Origin of the sequence: Longibacter salinarum, assembly GCF_002554795.1 — a bacterium.
In the GTDB taxonomy this organism is placed as follows: Bacteria; Bacteroidota; Rhodothermia; order Rhodothermales; family Salinibacteraceae; genus Longibacter; species Longibacter salinarum.
This window is the reverse complement of sequence record NZ_PDEQ01000008.1, coordinates 135,001-153,890: the sequence shown is the minus strand read 5'-3', so window position 1 is coordinate 153,890 and position 18,890 is coordinate 135,001. Positions and strand designations below refer to the sequence as shown.

At 57.4% G+C, this 18,890-nt stretch carries 16 protein-coding genes (1 of these 16 running past the window's edge); 8 read left to right on the top strand and 8 right to left on the bottom strand.

Annotation, left to right across the window (positions count from 1 at the left end):
• Nucleotides 1–345: 345 nt before the first annotated feature.
• The 3 genes from CRI94_RS18060 to CRI94_RS14965 all read right to left on the bottom strand — a co-directional run bounded on the left by CRI94_RS18060 (nucleotide 346) and on the right by CRI94_RS14965 (nucleotide 4,528).
• The gene (locus CRI94_RS18060) at nucleotides 346–1,488 is read right to left on the bottom strand and encodes a glycosyltransferase family 4 protein (protein ID WP_098077601.1); all 1,143 of its coding nucleotides are present in this window, start codon (nucleotides 1,486–1,488) and stop codon (nucleotides 346–348) included.
• A gap of 293 nt (nucleotides 1,489–1,781) precedes the next feature.
• On the bottom strand, nucleotides 1,782–2,927 hold the full coding sequence (locus CRI94_RS14975) for an HTTM domain-containing protein (protein ID WP_098077598.1): 1,146 nt from the start codon (nucleotides 2,925–2,927) through the stop codon (nucleotides 1,782–1,784).
• A 683-nt stretch (nucleotides 2,928–3,610) separates the two neighbouring features.
• Nucleotides 3,611–4,528, bottom strand: coding sequence for a hypothetical protein (locus CRI94_RS14965; protein WP_245846215.1), 918 nt, complete (start codon nucleotides 4,526–4,528; stop codon nucleotides 3,611–3,613).
• 1,091 nt (nucleotides 4,529–5,619) lie between these two features.
• Between CRI94_RS14965 and CRI94_RS14955 the strand changes: the two genes are divergently transcribed.
• The 5 genes from CRI94_RS14955 (at nucleotide 5,620) to CRI94_RS14935 (ending at nucleotide 11,914) form a co-directional block, all read left to right on the top strand.
• Nucleotides 5,620–6,417 (top strand): DUF3047 domain-containing protein, encoded by a 798-nt coding sequence (locus CRI94_RS14955; protein WP_098077590.1) that lies wholly within the window; start codon nucleotides 5,620–5,622, stop codon nucleotides 6,415–6,417.
• Nucleotides 6,418–6,546: 129 nt separating this feature from the next.
• Nucleotides 6,547–9,183: an efflux RND transporter permease subunit gene (locus CRI94_RS14950; protein WP_098077587.1), complete on the top strand. Its 2,637-nt coding sequence runs from the start codon at nucleotides 6,547–6,549 to the stop codon at nucleotides 9,181–9,183.
• A gap of 777 nt (nucleotides 9,184–9,960) precedes the next feature.
• Entirely contained in the window at nucleotides 9,961–11,229 is a 1,269-nt protein-coding gene (hemH, locus tag CRI94_RS14945) for a ferrochelatase (protein ID WP_098077584.1), read from the top strand.
• A gap of 33 nt (nucleotides 11,230–11,262) precedes the next feature.
• A complete protein-coding gene (locus CRI94_RS14940) occupies nucleotides 11,263–11,526 on the top strand; it encodes a hypothetical protein (RefSeq protein ID WP_098077581.1) in 264 nt (87 codons plus the stop codon).
• Nucleotides 11,527–11,632: 106 nt separating this feature from the next.
• Nucleotides 11,633–11,914 carry a hypothetical protein gene (locus CRI94_RS14935; protein ID WP_098077578.1) on the top strand — a complete coding sequence of 94 codons (282 nt, stop codon included), beginning with the start codon at nucleotides 11,633–11,635 and terminating at the stop codon, nucleotides 11,912–11,914.
• A gap of 4 nt (nucleotides 11,915–11,918) precedes the next feature.
• On the opposite strand, the gene CRI94_RS14930 is transcribed toward CRI94_RS14935, so the two are convergent.
• The 4 genes from CRI94_RS14930 to CRI94_RS14915 all read right to left on the bottom strand — a co-directional run bounded on the left by CRI94_RS14930 (nucleotide 11,919) and on the right by CRI94_RS14915 (nucleotide 16,257).
• On the bottom strand, nucleotides 11,919–12,935 hold the full coding sequence (locus CRI94_RS14930) for an endonuclease/exonuclease/phosphatase family protein (RefSeq protein WP_098077574.1): 1,017 nt from the start codon (nucleotides 12,933–12,935) through the stop codon (nucleotides 11,919–11,921).
• A gap of 94 nt (nucleotides 12,936–13,029) precedes the next feature.
• On the bottom strand, nucleotides 13,030–13,716 hold the full coding sequence (locus CRI94_RS14925; RefSeq protein WP_245846214.1) for an OmpA/MotB family protein: 687 nt from the start codon (nucleotides 13,714–13,716) through the stop codon (nucleotides 13,030–13,032).
• 111 nt (nucleotides 13,717–13,827) lie between these two features.
• A complete protein-coding gene (locus CRI94_RS14920) occupies nucleotides 13,828–14,733 on the bottom strand; it encodes a DUF368 domain-containing protein (RefSeq protein ID WP_098077571.1) in 906 nt (301 codons plus the stop codon).
• Between the two features lie 111 nt (nucleotides 14,734–14,844).
• A complete protein-coding gene (locus tag CRI94_RS14915; protein WP_098077568.1) occupies nucleotides 14,845–16,257 on the bottom strand; it encodes a tetratricopeptide repeat protein in 1,413 nt (470 codons plus the stop codon).
• Nucleotides 16,258–16,660: 403 nt separating this feature from the next.
• Here CRI94_RS14915 and tmk point away from each other — a divergent pair, with 403 nt between their 5' ends.
• The 3 genes from tmk to pyrR all read left to right on the top strand — a co-directional run bounded on the left by tmk (nucleotide 16,661) and on the right by pyrR (nucleotide 18,504).
• On the top strand, nucleotides 16,661–17,308 hold the full coding sequence (gene tmk, locus CRI94_RS14910; protein ID WP_098077565.1) for a dTMP kinase: 648 nt from the start codon (nucleotides 16,661–16,663) through the stop codon (nucleotides 17,306–17,308).
• Nucleotides 17,309–17,419: 111 nt separating this feature from the next.
• The gene (locus tag CRI94_RS14905; RefSeq protein ID WP_098077562.1) at nucleotides 17,420–17,923 is read left to right on the top strand and encodes a Fur family transcriptional regulator; all 504 of its coding nucleotides are present in this window, start codon (nucleotides 17,420–17,422) and stop codon (nucleotides 17,921–17,923) included.
• 65 nt (nucleotides 17,924–17,988) lie between these two features.
• Nucleotides 17,989–18,504, top strand: coding sequence for a bifunctional pyr operon transcriptional regulator/uracil phosphoribosyltransferase PyrR (gene pyrR / locus CRI94_RS14900; protein WP_098077708.1), 516 nt, complete (start codon nucleotides 17,989–17,991; stop codon nucleotides 18,502–18,504).
• 225 nt (nucleotides 18,505–18,729) lie between these two features.
• Here pyrR and CRI94_RS14895 read toward each other — a convergent pair whose 3' ends face one another.
• Nucleotides 18,730–18,890, bottom strand: the 3' portion of a protein-coding gene (locus CRI94_RS14895; RefSeq protein WP_098077558.1) for a PASTA domain-containing protein. It continues 754 nt past the right edge of the window; 161 of the gene's 915 nt are visible here — the last part of the coding sequence; its start codon lies off the right edge, out of view; the stop codon is at nucleotides 18,730–18,732.

The following is an 18,890-nucleotide window of genomic DNA, read 5'->3' as shown; positions in this document are numbered from 1 at the left end:
CGGAATACCTTTATTACTTTCTGCCCCGTGGGGTTCTGCGAGACCGTTTGCCACCTTTCTTTCAGAGAACCATAAAGGTGGCGGAGTCGATGGGGCATTGGATAGGAAATGGCACAGGGAAAGAAGAGAAAGCGTCCGGCAGAGAATCAACATACTAGAGTTGCCCGACCACGAAATGCTGCCCCATCGGTCGTGTGCAAATGCGGGGACATCTGTATGAGGCATGATCGATGCCAAGCATCACGGGTCGGGCCGAGCGTACTGAAGATACGCTGAAAACAGTCATCCGTGCGCAATATTACGCTCAAGACGCGCTCATTACCGAGGGACTTCGCTCGTCTCCGCTCAGAGTGTTGCCCGGATCTCGTGCAACATCGCGTTGGCTACGTGATCCCAACTGGCTTCTCCTTCCGTGTGCAGGCGTCCAACTTGTCCTATCTCTCGTGCGCGAGCCGGATGCTTGAGCAGATCAACGAGTACATCTGCTAGGGCATCCGGGTCTGCGGGAGGCACAAGGTAGCCGGTGACTCCATCAATAATGGCATCAGGCACCCCACCCGCGGCGGCACCCACGACGGGGGTCCCGCAGGCATTCGCCTCAAGAAATACGAGCCCGAAGCCTTCGACATCCGGCGGGTCTTCGCGCGAGGGCATGACGAAGACATCTGCTGCGTTATAGTACTGTGGAAGACTGTCCCACGCCACACGTCCGATGAAATGAACAGAGTCAGTGAGGTCGTGATGGGAGACGAGATGCTGAAGTCGTTCCTGGTCTGGGCCTGAGCCAACAATGAGATACTGCGCATCAGGAACGCTTTTTAGAACGGAACGGAGGGCGCAGATCGTAGTGTCGAGGCCTTTTCGCGGCACGAGTCGTCCAACCGTCAAAAGTGTGGGGCGGTCGGCCATATCCAACTGCGCCCGCACGTTCGAGTGCGTGAGTGGCTGAAAGCGTGTTGGGTCAACGCCATTAGGCATAACGTGAGTACGTGCTGGGTCCACTCCTTCGCTATGGAGAAGGTCCGCCGTGTAGCGACTCACAGGAACGAACAGATCCGGTATCCGCAGCAGCGACCGCCGCAGAAGGGTATAGGTCGATCGTACGAGTGGAATAGAGTGCAGTGGGTTGAATAGAAGTTCGCGCCCATGGGCAGCACATACGATTCGTCGGGGGAAGCCCGTAAGACGTTGTGCAAGCAGTGAGGCTCCCAGTGTATGCCACTGGCCGTGAAAAGCAATATCCGGCTGAAATGAGCGGGCTACTCGAATGATCGACGGGATGCCACGCAGGGGCAACGTTTCCGGAGCTGTCGGTACGCGCGTGACTCGTGCCGAAAGGGAAGTATCGACATCGCTAGCATCTTTGTGACTCGGGGCAATCACGTGAACAGCTCCAACATCTGACCACCGGCGAACCAGTTCCCAAGAGTACGTTTGGATTCCGCCGACAGCCGGAGGAAAATCCTGCGTGACAAAGAGGAGTCGCATGAGCGTAAACCGGTAGAAGCAAGAGCCAGAGGGGACGGACCTACCAGCAGATGCGTTTCTGGATCCGTTTTTATAGCTCAGGTGCATGTAGCGTCGCTGAGCGTGGCTTCCAATCCTTTCTAACGCAAGTGGGAAAGGATCACCAAGATGCAAGGATGACGAATGACGCAACTCTCCGATACAGCGTACCCCTCATGTGAGGGGTACGCTGTATCCTGCGGTTGGCGCGGTCGGATTCACGCAGCATTGCGAAAGCGCGATTTAGGGTCTAGGATATTTCCTTTCCAGCGACTCTATTGCTGGCTCGACGATTCGACGTTGGGTTTAAGCGGGCGATATAATTCGTGGCCGAGTCTCACACTGCGGTTCCACATTTTCAGGATGACAAGAGCCAGCACTGTAAGCAGACCGAGGACCACAACCAGGATGTCGACCGGTTGAAGGTCGGACGCAAGGCCGAAGTCGAGCCAGAGAAGAGGAGAACCTACGATTGTGAAGAAAATAGCGACGATACCCGCTGCAGAGACGTACCTTGCTGTACTAAAAGGACGTAACCTAGACACCCATGTGTGAACGGGTTCTGCCATGCGAGACCATGGCAGAACGGCCGCGTAGACGATGAAATTGGTGGGGAAGGCAATGTTCATGATGAGCATCACGCCTGTGTGGAAGAACACTGCGCCGGCTGCAAACAGCCGTGTTGACCACGGACTTACGAGAGCAAAGAGAAATCCGATCTCGAAGGCCACAGTGGCTATATCGAGTAGCTCCCATAGAACGTCGCTCTGGACCGTCAACGCCGCCTCTGCAAGAAGGTCGGTCCGGTCGTTTACAAAAAAGCCCTTCACGAAACGGCTCCGTGCTGCCTGCGTCACGGGGTCGAGCCACCCGCCCAAGATTTTAGGAAAGCCAGCAGTAAACATGGCAAACCCGGTTAGGAGCATCATGAGCGGAATGGGCCAGCTTGCGGTATCAGGAGAAACGCGACCTCTCTTGGCATCGATTGAAAAGGCAGCTCCCCAATTCGATAGGCCCATGACAAACGGAAGCAGCACGAACAGGATGTTGTGATTTATCTTGCCGACCGAATAGGTGTAGCCAAATCCCACGAGCATTAAGACAGTCGCCAGCGGCGACGCAATTCGCGTTTGGTATCCAAATAAAATGGCAACCCAGGCGAGAACGATCATCACCTGAAGTGTTTGAAAAAACACCTCCGACGGGAATCCGGGAATCAGTTGCATCACACCCGGGGGCGGCAAGTACATCGCATCCGGAAGCGTTGCGAACGGGGCAAACGCGAAGTACGGATTGAATCCGGGCCCTCCGAACAGTAAGACGAAACTCGCGGTCGCGATGCGATAAAGAGCGAGTCCCTCTGCTGTTACCTTGCACGAGTCAAATATTCGGTGGTGAAGCCAAGACGACAACGTAGCCATTGGACAAACCTCAGCCAGAAAGCAATTCTTCGTTAGTAGGCAGTAAACGCACCAGAGGGCGTTTAGACACTGAGCCGGAGGGTGTCGAGCGGTGTATGACGCGGTTCTGCATCAACGTTAGGGGCAAATCGGAGGCGAGACCACACGATGTCCACGCTCTTCACCGATCGATCTGGAAAGAATGTGTGTGCGCGGGAGACGAACCACTGCCGCTTTTCATCGCGCATGCATCGCTCTGTAGCACGGGTCCCACTGAGGGAGGCCGGGCGGCATTGCCTCGATAGGAAAACTGCGTGGTGCGATCCGGGCATTTCATGCAAAAACATAGGTGTGCGAACAATTGCCGACCCTCCGTCTGTAAAGCGGATCTGTATCGAGGCCTTGTCAAATACAATTTCGTCTCCATTGTCGTATACCGATTTGAATCCCGGTAGTACAACTGCAGGCCAGGGTTCGGACGCCACAGTACCCATCACGCCGACAAGAGCGTATTGAGCGATCAGGCCGGCAAAAATAAAGACAAACAGGCGCTGAACGGTCGCTTTGGTCATTACCGATGAGATAGTAGGGAAAGAAAGATTCGATTTCAGCGATGCCGCAAAGCGAGTTGTATGCGGTCTTGAATCGGTTTTGGGTTGAGGCAGGTGCGGCTTATTGCGTGCGAAATGAGAGATCCTCAACGGTCATCCCATCAACGGCGGAGCAGTTTCTGATACCTCTCGCTTCGGAAAACCCAGAAGTTTGTCTCGACCGAAGTTAAGCAGGTCGTGCCAGGGCAGCCCAAGTAGAAGCAAAAAGTACGTCGATGCCTCGAAGAAGATGTTCATCGAGACCACAATGCCAATGTGCATGGAGAAGACAAGCATCACGATGACGTAGCGGAGTTTTCTAAACCACATCAGGAAACTGCTCGCCTCCGCGAGAAGACCAAACATCAGGATGAGGGTGCCCCAGCGGTAATCGCCAAGTACGAGATTCTGGAGTCCGTTTGGCTGGAAGGCACCGAACTTCGAAATCACGTCCACTCTTCGCTCGGTGATCCACATGATGAGGTGGTGACCATCGGGCCAGTAGATGCCGGTCCCGACGAGCTTGCACACTGCAGCCGAGGTGTAGCCGAGACCAATGAAGAAATACAGCGATCCCATTAAAAACCGTCGCCGTTCCGACGCCCCGGTGAAAAACAGGTGCGCGAGACCCAGAAGGAGGATGCCCATCCCGACGAGGTTGGAACCATGAGAGATCTCGCCTAGGCAGTTGCGGGCCACATACTGCAGGTGGAAGAGTACGATGGCTACACCGTATGCAGGGCGCCACAGGCGGAAAAGTCCAAGAAACAGCAGTGCCGTAATGATCGCGGCGTTCCAGATCGCCAGATTGTGGTCGAAGAGAAAAGAGATGTCAATATGCTCGGCGATTCCGAGCGGTAGCATCACCTCCGTGATGTTGTTCTGGATATATGTCCCCCAGGTCCAACAGAAGTCAAGCGTGTAGCCAATCAGAAACAGCTCCACGAGCCGAACATGCCAAATGTCTCCCCACGTTTCATCACGATTGAAGTCAAAGAGCTGATGACTCAGCGCCCGGGCGTAATTCTTCATGTCGGCACCATGCGGCAGGGATAGAGCGGGAAGAAGTCGTCGAAGTCAAGATTGCTCCAGAAGTAGGAGGGTTAGCGGTCAGATGTTGTGCTGGCGTAAGCGGACTGTTCATGTCGGGGGGATAGATCGACAGCTACGGATGGATGAAAGAACGTGGTGTCCGCAGTCATTTCTAAGAGGGGCGTCACCCAAACATCGACACTGTCACCGGCCAGGGTTCCTCGGACTCTGTAAGCACGAAGCGGTCGATCGAATGAATGCGTGCCTTCAAAAAGACTCCGGAATCCCCGGAGTCGGGAATGAGTCCATACGTCCGTTTTTGAGATATAATTGGCGATATCGTTCTGGTTGATGCCATTGGGGCGCATAGGAAAGGCTGTCCCCGGCAGCTGGTCGAGACGAATGCTTTCCCAGGATGTAGCATCGGCATCGGTCGGGACTTCACGCACGATAGCTCGCGACCAGGGTTGACCCGCCTTCGAGAACATGGGGTAGATGCTAAATGGCCAAAACTCGCCGAGATGAGTGGCGACGAGCACGACGTACACGAGAAGAGTGCCCGAAACTACGCGGAGAGATCTCTGATATGGATTCATAGGTCGCGCAAGGAATCTACAGTGCTACTTGACGGGGAAGCCCGCTCTTCACGTAAGAACGGGCAATGGGCCCGAGTCCAAGTGATAGATTCGGCCCAGCTTGACGTGAGGTTTTCCCTTATGCGACATCCCGAAATACCAGCTAGGGATGTACGCCAATGGAGGCACTGGCGTGTCTTGAACCTCCTTGTGGTTGGTGCTGAGCAAGCAATTATATCTTGAGGAATTTCCCTTTCGGTTCTGCTGTAACGTAACTGTGTGCTTCAGTTCAAACAGGTGATATTGCGAACGTTAGAGGTATAAACGTCAAACTAGCCCCCGTGCTCACAGTTAAACACCGCCGATACTGAAATCGTGTATGCGGTGGGTGGACCCGAGCACGAATTGCAGCGTGTCCGCCGTTTAATCATTGCTCGTGCGAAGGTGGACTCGTTACCTCTTCGACTTGGCGAGCGGCTATGTCATCCCGTTCTTCGAACAAAAGCATGTCTTACTATGGAGCGTACCGCTCTGATGAAAGCGCCGGTCTTGGAGAGCCCGCCCCTCGTTCTCCTTGTTTCCGTTTTGATCGGCGTGCTGCTGAGTGCATCAGCCGCTCCGTCTGCCGTCGAGGCTCAGCCGTTGAGTGACGCGGCAGAGCAACAGGCTGCACCGTCTCCGATCATTGTAGATGATTTCGAGTCGTATAAACCCGGAAGTTTTCCGGAGCAGTGGGTTTTTGTGAAGCGTGATAAGAGTGTCATTTCATATGATCAGGCGAGCGATCCCGGCGAGACGGTCGAAGTAAAAAAACAGTCTGGGAATCGATACCTCCGCGTCTCGACCAAAGGCGAAGCGCTCCGCTACACGCAGCGCAACGGTAAGGAATTTGACTGGAATCTGAAAACCCATTCACGGATCGCATGGCGATGGCGAGCCGTGAAACTTCCGGATGGCGCAAGCGAGCGGGGAGAGAATGATACAGGAGGCGCTCTCTACGTGACGTTTGGGTCCGACTGGCTCGGACGCCCGAAGAGCATCAAATACACCTATAGCTCGTCGCTTCCCGTGGGCTCGGTCGTATCTTTCGGACCGCTCAAAGTGATCGTTGTGGATTCGGCAAGAGAACCTCGCATGGGCGAGTGGAAAGAGGTCATGCGAGACATCCCCAGCGATTACCGTCAGGTCTTCGGCGAGGACCCGCCCAACCGACCGCTTTCGATCACGTTCTGGAGCGATTCCGACACCACCGATGACACGGCTGAAGTTCACTTCGACGATATTCGTCTTCTGCCACCGTTCGAGCGCAAATAACAGATGACATCCAGGCGTCGTCCAGCCAGCTGTGGCCTGCACGACCGCTGATCCGACGCACACCCTTCTGTCGCCCGGCTTTCGAATTCAGTCGGGTATTTGTTCTGATCTCACCCAACCTCGGCTTTCATGCATCGCCTTTTCGAATCGCTTCGTCCCTTCATACGCGGCGTCGTTCGCAATGCTGGCTGGGTCCTCCTGGCCGCTGCTCTGCTTACGGCGGCGGGGGGCATGCTCGCGCGGAACCTCAGCATCGATTCAGACCTTGCGAACCTCATCCCCGAAGATCGTCCGTCGGTGCAGGCGCTGAACGAGCTGAAAGAGACCGTCGGGGGCGAAAGTGACGTCGCCGTGGGCATTACGAGCCCGTCGTTCGAAGCGAATAAGGAGTTCGCCGAGGCGCTGATTCCGAAAGCGCTCGACCTGAAAGGGCCGGATGGCGAGTCGTATCTCACGCGTGTGGAATACAAGCGGGACGTGGAGTACCTGAAGGATAACGCACTCTACTTTGCGTCAGATCAAGAGTTGAGGCAGGTCGAGAATTATCTCGATGAACAAATCGAGCAGGCGAAACTCGAGGCGAACCCGTTCTACTTCGATCTCGACGACGAGGAAGAAGAGGATGGAGAGGCATCGGGGCGAGAGCTCGAAGCAATGTACGATGATCTCGTCGGGAAGCGGTACCCTGTGTCGCCGGACTCCACAACCCTCGTTCTGCGCTTTTACCCGGGCGGCACGAACACGGACATTGCTTTCATCGAGCAACTCTATAGCGATCTCCGTGGACTTGTCGACCAGATGGAGCCAGACGCGTACAATGCGGAGATGGAGGTGACGCTCGCCGGGCGTCTGTACCGCCGCCTGGTCGAAGTGAAGACGATTCAGAATGATGTGGCTGGATCCTTCGGGACGGGCGTCCTTGCCGTAATCCTGCTTGTCGTTGGATACTTTTTCTACAAAGCGAACATGGCGCGTACCGGGGGCGGGGGATTCCGTCCTCGCGTCATGCTGCAGGAGCTTTTTCGTACGCCCATCATGGCGCTTGTGATCGGTCTGCCGCTGTTGATGAGTCTGGCATGGACCGGCGGGTTTGCCTATCTGATGTTCGAGCGCTTAACGCTCATGACCTCGACGCTGGGCCTTGTCCTCTTTGGCCTGGGGATCGACTTTGGCATCCACTTTTACGGGCGCTACGCGGAGGAGCGCGCGGAAGGTCGAAGCATCACCAGCGCCGCGGAGGAGACGTTCGTGTCCACCGGACAGGCGATTACCGTCGGTGCACTGACCACCGCGTCCGCCCTGTACGTGCTCACGCCTGCCGACTTCAAGGGATTCTCTGAGTTTGGTGCCATCGCCGGAACGGGCGTTATTTTCGCCCTCATCGCCATGACGATCGTGATGCCGGCGCTTCTGGGGCTACTCGAGCGCGGGAATCTGCTTGACCTCCGGAGCAACGTCGCGATGGCCAGATCCGGCGACGGCGAACCCCGGCATAACCGCACTTCGACCCGTGAGGATCGCCGTTTCCCGGCCGCTCGCCCGATTGTGGTCGGCAGCGTCCTGGCCGTAGTGGCGGCCGTGATCATGATTCCTCAGGTCGGATTTCAGTACGACTTCGGTGCGCTGGAGCCAGACTATACGCAATATGAAGAGCGAGCCGAGGTGATCGGTCGTATTTCGCCACCGGACACGACCAGCGGTCCGTCCAAGCGAAACCCGGCGTATATCCTTGCGGACTCGCAGGAGGACGTGCCGGAGATCGTGGAAGCCGTTCGTGAAAAGGCACGTCGCGACACAACCTCGCCGACCATTCTTAGCGTCGAAAGTCTGCAGGAGCGCTTCCCGCTCGCGGACACGGCTCGTCAGGCGAAGCTCCAGCGCATCGCGAACATCCGTGACCTGCTGGAGAACAACAAGTACCTGAAAGGGCAGGAAGGCGAAGCCATCGATAAGCTCCGCCGCGCCGCGCAGACGAGGGACGCAATCGAACTGATCGAACTGCCCGACTTCCTGCGCAAGCAGTTTACGACCAAGTCGGGGGAAATCGGCACATTTGTTATCATTTACCCGTCGGTCGGTCTGTCGGACGGGCGTAAATCGATTGCCTTCCTCGAGGATGTGGGCACAATTCGAACAAATGAGGGCGAGGTCTACCACGCTGCATCGACCTCCCTGGTAGCGGCAGATATGCTGCGGATTATGCGAAGCGAGGCGCCCTGGATGGTCCTCGGCACCTTCCTGATTGTCGCACTTCTCATGTATCTGAACTTCCGCAGCGTGCGCTGGGCCGCCCTCGCGCTCGTCCCGCTCGTCGTGGGAATTCTGTGGATGCTGCTGCTCATGGAAATCTTCGGCCTGCAACTCAACTTCTACAATATGATCGTCCTGCCGGCGGTTCTTGGAATTGGCAATGACGCAGGCGTCCACCTGGTGCACCGCTATCGCGAGGAGGGCTGGGGCTCGATTTTTCAGGTGCTTCGCTCAACGGGCGAGCACGTGACTATCGGTTCACTTACAACCATGATGGGATTCGGTGGACTGCTACTCAGCTTTCATCCTGGGCTCAATTCGATTGGGTCGCTCGCCGTTGTGGGAATTGGTACGACCCTTCTATCGGCGGTCGTCTTCCTTCCTGCATTACTGCAATGGTTCGAAGATAGAATGGGCCAGTGGTATCGCCAGAGCACGGACGACGAGAATGGCGGAGATCGTGCGTCGGCGACAGACTCGGCGGCAACGGTCCCAACGGCCCGAACGGAAGACTGACAACCTGTTTGGCGGATGCACTTTGAAATCTTTAGCGTACCCATTCATGTCTATCATTCGATCCTCTCGCAATGACGCAGTAAACACAGTGCGCGAGATCACCCGAGCCTGGTGGTGAAAGCCTCGCGAGGACCGACCGTCGGGAGGTCCGTACCGTTGGATGGACGAAGGCTGTCCGCCAAACAGGTTCTGAACTCTTCTTCCTGAAGAAGCACCGGATCATTTCATGGCCACCACGCTCGCTTCATCAATTCTGCGAATGATGGGGCAAAAGCACATATCTGAACCATTCCTTCACAAAAACGACCCTTCAGATTGTCTTGTGCGGCGACATCGTGCCGTGATCCAGGGGTTGGGTGGCGTTCGGTAGAAGTCGCGTTTCGGGGCGATCTCGATACTCTCGCGACTAGTATTTCGCCCCGGGTGCCAGTCGGGGCAAAATGTGGGTTTATATGTGGGTATGTTTATTCTTTCGCCTTTCCGCTGTGGTTTGGGCGAGTGTGCTGCACGATAATCACTCTGGTCGAAGGCTGGTCCCTGAGTCAGGGCCAGCCGCACAGGGGATGTTGAAATTCAGTGGACCTGAACCCACTTCCATAGCAAGCGTTTATCGTCTTCCTTCGAGCCCGCGGACCAGCCAGAAGACATGGCGTCCGCGCGATCCTCATGATCGTTACACGCGTGCAATATTCCACGCTTCGTGTGCACGGTCGCAGCACTTCGACGTACATACGTCGTCCCTGTCATCTCGATGCACCCCACTGATCCCGTCCGCCCATGACGCCCCGCGAGTTTCTGCGTCGCTACAACTACGAAAACTACAATCAGGACCAGCGCATCGTCGATGGGTCGTTCTTCTCCGCGGACGCGTTAGACGTCCAGCCGGGCGACACTGTCGGCGTAGTTTTGCTAAATCTCGGAGGACCGGACTCGCAGGATACGGTTCGCCCGTTTTTGTACAATCTGTTCATGGACCCGGCGATTATTGACATCCCACTGCCCGGGTTCTTGCGCCACCCCGTTTGCCGGCTGATCTCGAAACTTCGCGCGCCATCTGTCGCAGAAGACTACGCGGAAATCGAGGACAGCGGTGGCTCCCCCATCAACGATCTCACCCGGGAGCAGTCCGACCATCTTGAGCAGATGCTGAACGAGCGCTACGGCGAGTCCTCGGGCGCGACGTTCAAGACGTACATCGCGATGCGGTACTGGAAGCCGTTTAGCGAGGAAGCGGCCGAGCAAATGGAGGAGGACGGCGTCGACAAAGTCGTACTTCTCCCACTGTATCCGCAGTATTCGAAGACGACGACGGGTGCGTCGCTCTCCTACTGGAAAGAGCTGGAAAAGGCCGGCGAAATTCCGGAATGGCCGACGTCGTACGTGTTCGAGTACGCAGCGTATCCGAAATACGTACAGGCCATCTCTGACCGCATCGACGAGGGGCTGAAGAAATTCCCTGAAGAGATCCGCGACGACGTACACCTTCTCTTCTCGGCCCACGGGACGCCGGTGAAGGAAATGAAGAAGCGGCGCGATCCGTACTGCTGCCTCGTGCACTCGACCGTAAAGCACGTCATGGAGGAGAGAGGCCATGACCGCGAGTTTACGACGGCATTCCAGAGCAAGGTCGGCCCCGCCGAATGGCTGACACCCGGCACACCCGATGAACTCATTCGACTCCACGAGGAGCAAGGAAAAGACGCTATCCTCGTGATTCCCGTCGCCTTCGTGACGGAGCACATTGAGACGAGCTACGAGCTAGCGATCGAGATTCCGGAGGAGCTGGAGGAGGACGACGGCGTGGTGATTCCACATTACCACGTGATGCCGGCGCTCAACAGCCACCCCAAGTTCATCGAAACCCTGGCAGAGGTCACGGCTGCGCAGCTCAACCTTCCCGAAGCTCCCGCGCCATGGAGCACGCGCCCGTGTTTCAAGGCGAAGGATCGGGATATCCGCTGTCACCAGTGCGAAAAGATCGCCGAAGCGCGCAACTGGACGGCGGATACAGAAGAGTCGGCGTCGCGCGAGCCTGCGACGGCCTGACCGAGAAACGGAACGCCGACCGATTGTCCTTTGATGTCGGATACAACCTCGATCCTCGATCCGAAGACGCTCCGCATCGCCGCACTCGTTGTGGCGGTGACGGGGCTTCCTTTTGTTTATTTTCGCGATACCTGGATGATCGCCGCTGCAGTGACCCTGAGTGGCGGACTCATCTTGCTGGCGGGCGCAGAGGCAGAAGATGATCCGCGTCAGCGCCGGTTTGCTTACGTCTGCTTTGCCCTTGCCGTCGCGTTTATGCTGATCGATGCAATCGGTACGCTGGTCGCTCCGGCATGACTGCGCTCGTCTTCATCGGAACTGAACGATACCGGGAGGCGTCCATCTGATCGAACCGCAGACGTGGTTCTTGCATCTCTGGCTGTCTCACAGCTCTTCTTGTTCTATGTCCGAGCCGCCTTCTGATCCGGGTGCTGGTCCGGAGCCTACGACGGTTTCTACCTCAACGCTTTTTAGCGTCATCGCCTTTGTTTTCCTCGCGGGCATTCTCGCGATTCTTGGCGATGTCGGTCTCGCCTCGTTGAGTGCACTTCTCGGCGTCGGGGTTCTTCTCCTCGCACTCGCCAACGATCATCGACCCCACTTTGCGCGTCTCGGCGTTGCGTGCACTGCATTGGGCGGCGTGGCGTCGTTTGTCCACGTTCTCCTGCGCGTGATCGGCCCTTGACCCCTTACGGAGCGGTCGACATCTCGGCCGTGGAATCCGAGGAGAGGGCGAAGCGCATGCTGACTGCGCAGTGGTCCGATGGCGGATCATCCGCTGGTCCACAGTGAATTGCGGTCGCAATGGGCTCAATGTGAGCGGGCGTATAGAAGATGTGGTCGATCATCGCCTTCGGATCACGGGCCGGATATGTGCCACTCGGGGACGAGACCGACGGCATTGCACGTTTTAGATCGAATCCCGCCGTCGCGAGCTGGAGCGTTTTATCGTTGGGATCGTCCGGTATCGCGTTAAAGTCGCCGATCAAAAGCACCGGTCGCTGCGATGCGACCAGCGGCTGGAGCAGCGCACGAACTTCTGTCGCCTGCACACGGCGAACGGAGTCTTCGAAAGCTTCGAGGTGCACGTTGACCACCGACAATGTGTCTTCGCCAACAACAATGTCGGTTTGCTGCGCCAGTCGGTCCAGGTAGAACACGCGGCTCACGTACGGACGCGAGGTTTCTGCAAGCACAGTGCGTTCGTGTTTGACGATTGGGTACCGGCTGAGCACCGCTTGACCGGAAATGACCTGTCCGAAGTGGACGGACGGCCAGCCGTACGGAAACGGTAGATAACGAACGTCCCAGTTAACCACCTTTGCCGCGGTTGGGTACGACAGGCGTTGTGCGAGCGTGTCGAGTTGGTGAACGCCGAACGATCGCGCAGCGGCAAAATCAATCTCCTGGAAAGCAACGATGTCTGGGTCTGCCGTCTCGATCAGTTCGATCGCCGTCTCGAGGTTCCGGTCGTACAGCGCCTTCTCTCGTTCAACCGGCTCGTTGTTCGTCATGCCCGACAAGTAGCCGATGTTGTACGTCATCACCGACACGGTGTCGGACGGGAAAGTGGACGACCCGTAGTTATTGACCTGTGCACGTTCGCTTTCGGGAAGCGTCCCTGACGACGCCCAGAACCAGAAGCCGACGAAGAGAAGCAGCAGGACGACGATCACGGCACCTGCGGTGCGAAGAAAACGAGCCATGGAAAGCGATCCGTAGGGAAAAAGAGCGATTTGTCACGTGGGCGCACCGGGGGACGAGCGTCTTCATTCGTCTGATTGAAGGAGGACTCGGTGACTACCAGGACGTCTCGAACGGGCGTGAATAGTCGCGCGGTTGTGGCAGAACGGCCACGCGAACGCGACGATTGGCCCGGCGCCCCGACGCCGTTCGGTTGCTGGCGACCGGACGAGTAGCGCCATACCCGACGGCTACAAATTGGTTGGCATCGAGTCCACTCAGATCGATCAGCGCGCGCACGACGGCAGCGGCTCGAGCGGTGGAGAGTTCCCAGTTTGATGGGTACGTCTCTTTCATCGACTCACCGAGCGGCGTATCATCCGAGTGTCCTTCGACTCGAACTTCGCGTTCGGGATACGCCTGACGCAGCTGGGCGGCGACCGGCTTCAGTGCTTCCAAGCCACCCTCCGTAAGTGTGGCTGAAGCAGGCTGAAAAAGCTGATCCACTCGTCGCTCCGAAAGCGTTTGTCCGCCGTCGCGAAGGGCATCCAGTTCGTACGTCATCCGCGCCGTCTGGTCGCGCAGGGCCCGCAATTCGCGGTAGTATTGCCCGGAATCGACGTCGTCGTAAAACTGGAGCGAGTCGCGGAGCGTCCGGACCTCATCTCGCAACCGGACAACCTCCGTCTGGAGCGGCTCTTCGGGGGTACCAGGATCAGCGGAGGGAGTAGACGCAGTCTCCGTAGAACTGCATCCGGTAATTAGAAGGGTGAGGACAAGAGAGAAAGATAGAAAAAGGCGCATGGGGGCGATACGTCGAGGAGAATGTATCAGAGCACACGCGAGAACGCACGCCGGTCCAACATAGGGCATGGAGAAGAGAAAATTGAGGTGGGCCCGGACGTGGATGGGCGATCATTCGACACTTGCCTGGACCGTATCCTTCCGGGACCACCAGATCAACCCGATTACGGCAGCAAAACCTGCAATGCCGAGACCGATAACGGGGAGAATCGGCTCACCGGGGACCGGTCCGCGAAGACCGCCATCCGCGTTGACGTACGGCCAGAGGGCGCGAAGTGCGCCTGCGATCAGACCGAGCAGCGCCGCCATCGTCAGGTCGTGCCGATGTTCGAGGAGCCAATCCAGCACTTTCGCGAATGCGCCGAGCCCAGAGGCAGCGCCCGCGCAGAAGGTCAGTACGTACGGAAGGTGGGCAGCATTCATTTCCAGCACGCCATTTAGCGCTTCGAGAGTCGGCTCGTAAATGCCCATCGCCTTCAGTAGAAAGGCGCCGCTAATGCCCGGCAGGATCATCGCGCAAATCGCTATAGCCGCAGAACCGAAGACGCGCAGCAGCGACGGGGCGTCGGTCGCGAAAACGGGAAGCCCGACGAGGAAGAAGGTTACGACGCCAAAGACAATCGCGACCGCGAGGTACATCGGCCGAAACCGGTCGATCCGCAGCGCGGGGATGACAAGCGACGCCGCGACGAGCCCGAGGAAGAGCCCGTTCATCTGTTGCGGGTGGGCGTCCATCAGCGGCGGGATCGTCCGAGCGCCGATGGCTCCGGCGACTACGATGCCTGCCCCGAGTGGTAGAACCAGAATCCACGGGATTTCGCGAACATGTTGGCGCGCATCGGCAAAGTCCAGGCGAACGAGGGCAACCGCAAGCGACGTTGCGGAGCTTACGGCCGCGACCAATCGTTCGTAGACGCCAACGATGAGCGCCATCGTGCCTCCACTGACACCGGGAATGATGTCCGCGCCGCCCATAAGCAGGCCGGAGGCAAAGAAGCGTAGAAGGGAGCGAATCATAGAGGGGAAGAGACGAAAACAGAATAGAGCGTCGTGCGCAGTACGCAAAAAGGCCGATGCATAGAGCACCGGCCTGGAGGTCGTTGAGGCAAAAGAGGTGACTGCGGGGGATCAGCGTCGGTCGAGCCCCAGCATCTGGCGAACTTGGTCGTTTCGGTACAGATCGGGGTAGGCGAATCGAAATTCTTCCTTCGTCGCTGGATCCAGCTGGAATGCGGTTTTCAGGGAGCGAATGGTTTCGTCGGCCCGCCCGAGCGCGAGAAGGGCTTTGGCCTGGCGGAAGTACGTGCCGGCGGAGTCCGGCGCAAGCTGGAGGGCTTGCCGGTATGCCTCAAGCGCCTTCTCCGGACGCTGAGATTCGAAGAGCGTTTCCGCATAGCCGACCCAGGCGTGTTCGTTCGTGTTATCAAGGTCAACCGCATTGCGATACGCATCGAGCGCGGCATTCACTCGGCCGGCCTTGTATGCAGAATCGGCTTTTGCACGCCAGAATTTCGGAGAGCCGGGTTCGAGCTGCAATGCATGCTCGAAGCACTCGATTGCGGAGTCGAACTGACCGTAGGCATCGTAACAGCTTCCGAGTCCGTACCACGCCTCGGGATACGACGACTCTTCGTCGATAGCGCGCTCGTAGTATGAGAAGGCGTCGTCGAATGCCTCCTGTTCCTCGTACGCGAGCGCGATATTATAAAACGTCGCCGCGTCCGGACCTTCCAGTTCCAGCACACGCTTATAGCTCTCGACCGCCCTATCGAGTGCGCCGAGATTGGCCAGGGCATTCCCCTGGTTGTAATGAGCCGACGCAAAGTCGTCCTGGATCGCGATCGCCATCTCGTAGCTGGATACGGCGTCTTCGAAGCGACCCATGCGGTTCAGCACGATGCCGCGGTTGTACCACGCATCCTGCGAGAAGGGGTCAACGTCCAGATGCTTGTCGTAGCACTCAACGCTCCGTTCGTCCTGCGTGAGTCGATCAAAACAGTACCCGAGCTCATACCAGACTTCCGGGTGCTCCGGCTCGATGTCGGCACAGGCTTCGAATGCTCGCACCGCCGCCTGAAGCTGATCATCTCGTTCCAGCGTGATGCCCCGGTTGAAGAGAGCCTCGCTGTGAAGCGGATTAATCGAGAGCGCGTCCTCGTACGCCGTCAGCGCTTCTTCGGTGCGCCCCAGACTGTCCAACGTAATTCCTTTGTTGATGAGCGTCTCCGTATCAACAGGATTCAGCGACAATGCTTCCTCATATGCCGCCAGCGCCTCCTCATGCCGACCGAGGTTATTCAGCAAGATGCCGCGACGCATCCACGCGTCGGATGTATACGAATGGAGGTGGAGTAGATGGTCGATCACCTCTAGCGCCTTCTCCAGTTCTCCGCTCTCGAAATAAAAGGTAGCAATGTCCTCCAGAGCGCTGGAGTCGAAGTACGAATCAGGGTCGTCCTCGTAGGACGCGACGAGTTCGCGTACGTGAGACTCGTATGCCGAGTCTTCGTAGTCGTCGAAGCCGAAGTCGAACATGCTCATGTCGCGCCGGTAGCTGGTTCGTCGGTGGAGCACGTTGTGCAAAGAGAGCCCAGTGGATGTGTAATCCGACAAGGACCCGGAGTCGGTATATTATACTGCGCACACCTGTTCAGTTGCAAGAAGAGACGATGTGCTGGAGTATCACCTTTTGTTGTGAGTAAAGGTGCGCCAGATTCGCTCGAAACTAAACATGCACGCGCATTCAAAGGGAACGACACAGCGGATGGAAAGTGCCCTGAGACGTGTTGCAGCAAATCGGAATGCGCTATTCGTTGCCTCCGGATGAGCATTTCCAATCATCTAGCTCAAGTCCGAACATAAAGCGGCAACACAGGGCTACCGGTCCGCGCGCGTGCCGGTATACGAGGTGCCGGGTTGTTTCCATGATGACGATTAGACGTTCATGCTACTCATTTCATTCGAGGGAATTGACGGCAGCGGCAAGAGCACGCAGGTTGAACTGCTCCGTGAGTACCTCGTCGATGCCGGTTATCAGCCTCTGATCGTCCGAGAGCCCGGCGGCACGGACCTGTCCGAACGTGTGCGGACGCTGTTACTCGACGAAGACGTGGACATCGAGCCGATGGCAGAGCTCCTGCTGTTCTCCGCGGCCCGCGCGCAGCTCTCTCGCGAAAAGATCCGCCCCGCTCTCGAAGCCGGGCGCATCGTCATCTGCGACCGTTTCTACGATTCCAGCACCGCCTATCAGGGGGCGGGCCGGGATGTCGCTGTGAGCGAGGTCGACAATGGGTGGCTCAAGGAACTCCATCGCCGCGCAACAGGCGGACTCGTGCCGGATCGCACCTACCTTGTCGAGGTAGATGCGCAAACGGCGCTGGACCGTCGAAGCAGCCAACGAACGGGGCCGGACCGTATGGAAGGCGCACCAGAGAGTTTCTACACACGCGTCGCCAGCGCATACGACATCCTGGCACGAAACGAACCTGAACGCTTCCTTCGCCTGGATGGAGAAGACTCAATCTCAGGCATTCAGGGGAAGATTCGAGCAGACGTAGATCGGTTGCTTGACTCCGCTCGCACAGGGGCATAGAGAGGAACCCCATGATGGAGCGACGGTTCATCCGACACGGACTTCGGGCGGCATATACGGTCGAGCCGAATCCCGTTCATGTATGATACTTCAGGTTTCACACGGACGCTCATGTCGACGTTGCCGCAGCAGAAGCTCGACGAAGTGCGATCGATCTTCGAGGCATTTCTCAAAAAGCGAAACAAGCGCCAGACGCCAGAACGCTTCTCGGTTCTCGAAGAGATCTACAAGACAGACGATCATGTCGATGCGGACGAGCTGTACCTTCGTCTCAAGCAGGACGGCACACGCGTGAGCCGAGCCACCGTCTACAACACCCTGGAACTGCTGCTGGAATGCGAGCTGGTCGTTCGCCATCAGTTCGGAAAGAATCAGGCGAAGTACGAGCGCGCGTACAGCTACTGGCAGCACGACCACCTGATTTGCATGGATTGCAATGAGCTCTTCGAGTTCTGCGACCCGCGCCTTCAGAGCATCCAGGAGATGGTCGCTGAGATCTACGAGTTCGAAATCAAGCACCACTCGCTCAACATGTACGGCCACTGCATCCGGGAGAATTGCCCGAATCGGTCGAGTGACGACGAGCCGGCAAAAGCCGAAGCGGCGGGCGAGTAAGAAGGCGCAGAATATCGACCGAGCCGAAGTACCACTCCATCTCTTTTTCTGGATTGCAGCCCTTCATGCCGACCGTCGAAATCATGTCGACGAAGCGGGTCCGGCGCACGCTTCGCCGCCTCGCATATGAACTGGTCGAACGCAACCGTGGCGCCTCAACCCTTGAGTTGTTCGGCATTCTGAAAAGTGGCGTTCCGCTTGCAGAGGCGCTCGCCGAAGAGATTGCAGATATCGAGGGGCACGATGTCCCGGTTCATGAGCTGGACACCACACCGTTCCGCGACGATCAGCCCGACGGGGCAAAGCGCCCGAGCGTAACCGATGGCGCCCCGGATGTCGACGGCCGCGATGTTATTCTTGTCGACGATGTGTTATTCACCGGACGAACGGCCCGCGCGGCCCTTGATGCGGTGATCCAGTACGGCCGACCATCATCGATTCAACTTGTCGTTCTGATCGACCGGGGACACCGAGAGTATCCCATTCAGCCCGATTATGTAGGGCGCCTGATCCAGACGAAGCACGACGAACAGGTTCGCGTCGATACGGGCGAAAACCTGAACGTGTCGGTCGAAGACTAGCGCCGGACCGGAAAACGCAATGGCATAGCGACGGGTGACCTGACGTATTGTGGTATCCCCATTAATAGGACATACGTTTGTGTTACAACAGCGCTAAGGTGCGTGTGTCCGCACGGAGATCGCCAACACGTATCGGGCGACGCGCAGATTCGGTATATGAGAAAAGGGCTGCCCCGAAATGGGAAGGCCCTTTTTCATTAATGCTGCCTCGTACGAGCATCAAGTCTAGAACGAGATGTCATTCGACTCGTCAGACTCATCGGATGGTTCAGTCGAAGAGGTATCCGACGGCGGCGTCCGTGGCTGAGGTTCTGGAACGGCCGTCGAGTCAGGCGTCGCAAAAAGGCGAACTTCTCTTCCGCTTGCGACGCGGCGTCCAGGTTCAA

Bases quoted from the DNA above. Each gene is read 5' to 3' on its own strand.
- CRI94_RS18060 (WP_098077601.1), bottom strand. From the start codon at position 1,488: ATGCGACTCCTCTTTGTCACGCAGGATTTTCCTCCGGCTGTCGGCGGA.
- CRI94_RS14975 (WP_098077598.1), bottom strand. From the start codon at position 2,927: ATGGCTACGTTGTCGTCTTGGCTTCACCACCGAATATTTGACTCGTGC.
- CRI94_RS14965 (WP_245846215.1), bottom strand. From the start codon at position 4,528: ATGAAGAATTACGCCCGGGCGCTGAGTCATCAGCTCTTTGACTTCAAT.
- CRI94_RS14955 (WP_098077590.1), top strand. From the start codon at position 5,620: ATGGAGCGTACCGCTCTGATGAAAGCGCCGGTCTTGGAGAGCCCGCCC.
- CRI94_RS14950 (WP_098077587.1), top strand. From the start codon at position 6,547: ATGCATCGCCTTTTCGAATCGCTTCGTCCCTTCATACGCGGCGTCGTT.
- hemH (WP_098077584.1), top strand. From the start codon at position 9,961: ATGACGCCCCGCGAGTTTCTGCGTCGCTACAACTACGAAAACTACAAT.
- CRI94_RS14940 (WP_098077581.1), top strand. From the start codon at position 11,263: ATGTCGGATACAACCTCGATCCTCGATCCGAAGACGCTCCGCATCGCC.
- CRI94_RS14935 (WP_098077578.1), top strand. From the start codon at position 11,633: ATGTCCGAGCCGCCTTCTGATCCGGGTGCTGGTCCGGAGCCTACGACG.
- CRI94_RS14930 (WP_098077574.1), bottom strand. From the start codon at position 12,935: ATGGCTCGTTTTCTTCGCACCGCAGGTGCCGTGATCGTCGTCCTGCTG.
- CRI94_RS14925 (WP_245846214.1), bottom strand. From the start codon at position 13,716: ATGCGCCTTTTTCTATCTTTCTCTCTTGTCCTCACCCTTCTAATTACC.
- CRI94_RS14920 (WP_098077571.1), bottom strand. From the start codon at position 14,733: ATGATTCGCTCCCTTCTACGCTTCTTTGCCTCCGGCCTGCTTATGGGC.
- CRI94_RS14915 (WP_098077568.1), bottom strand. From the start codon at position 16,257: ATGAGCATGTTCGACTTCGGCTTCGACGACTACGAAGACTCGGCATAC.
- tmk (WP_098077565.1), top strand. From the start codon at position 16,661: ATGCTACTCATTTCATTCGAGGGAATTGACGGCAGCGGCAAGAGCACG.
- CRI94_RS14905 (WP_098077562.1), top strand. From the start codon at position 17,420: ATGTCGACGTTGCCGCAGCAGAAGCTCGACGAAGTGCGATCGATCTTC.
- pyrR (WP_098077708.1), top strand. From the start codon at position 17,989: ATGCCGACCGTCGAAATCATGTCGACGAAGCGGGTCCGGCGCACGCTT.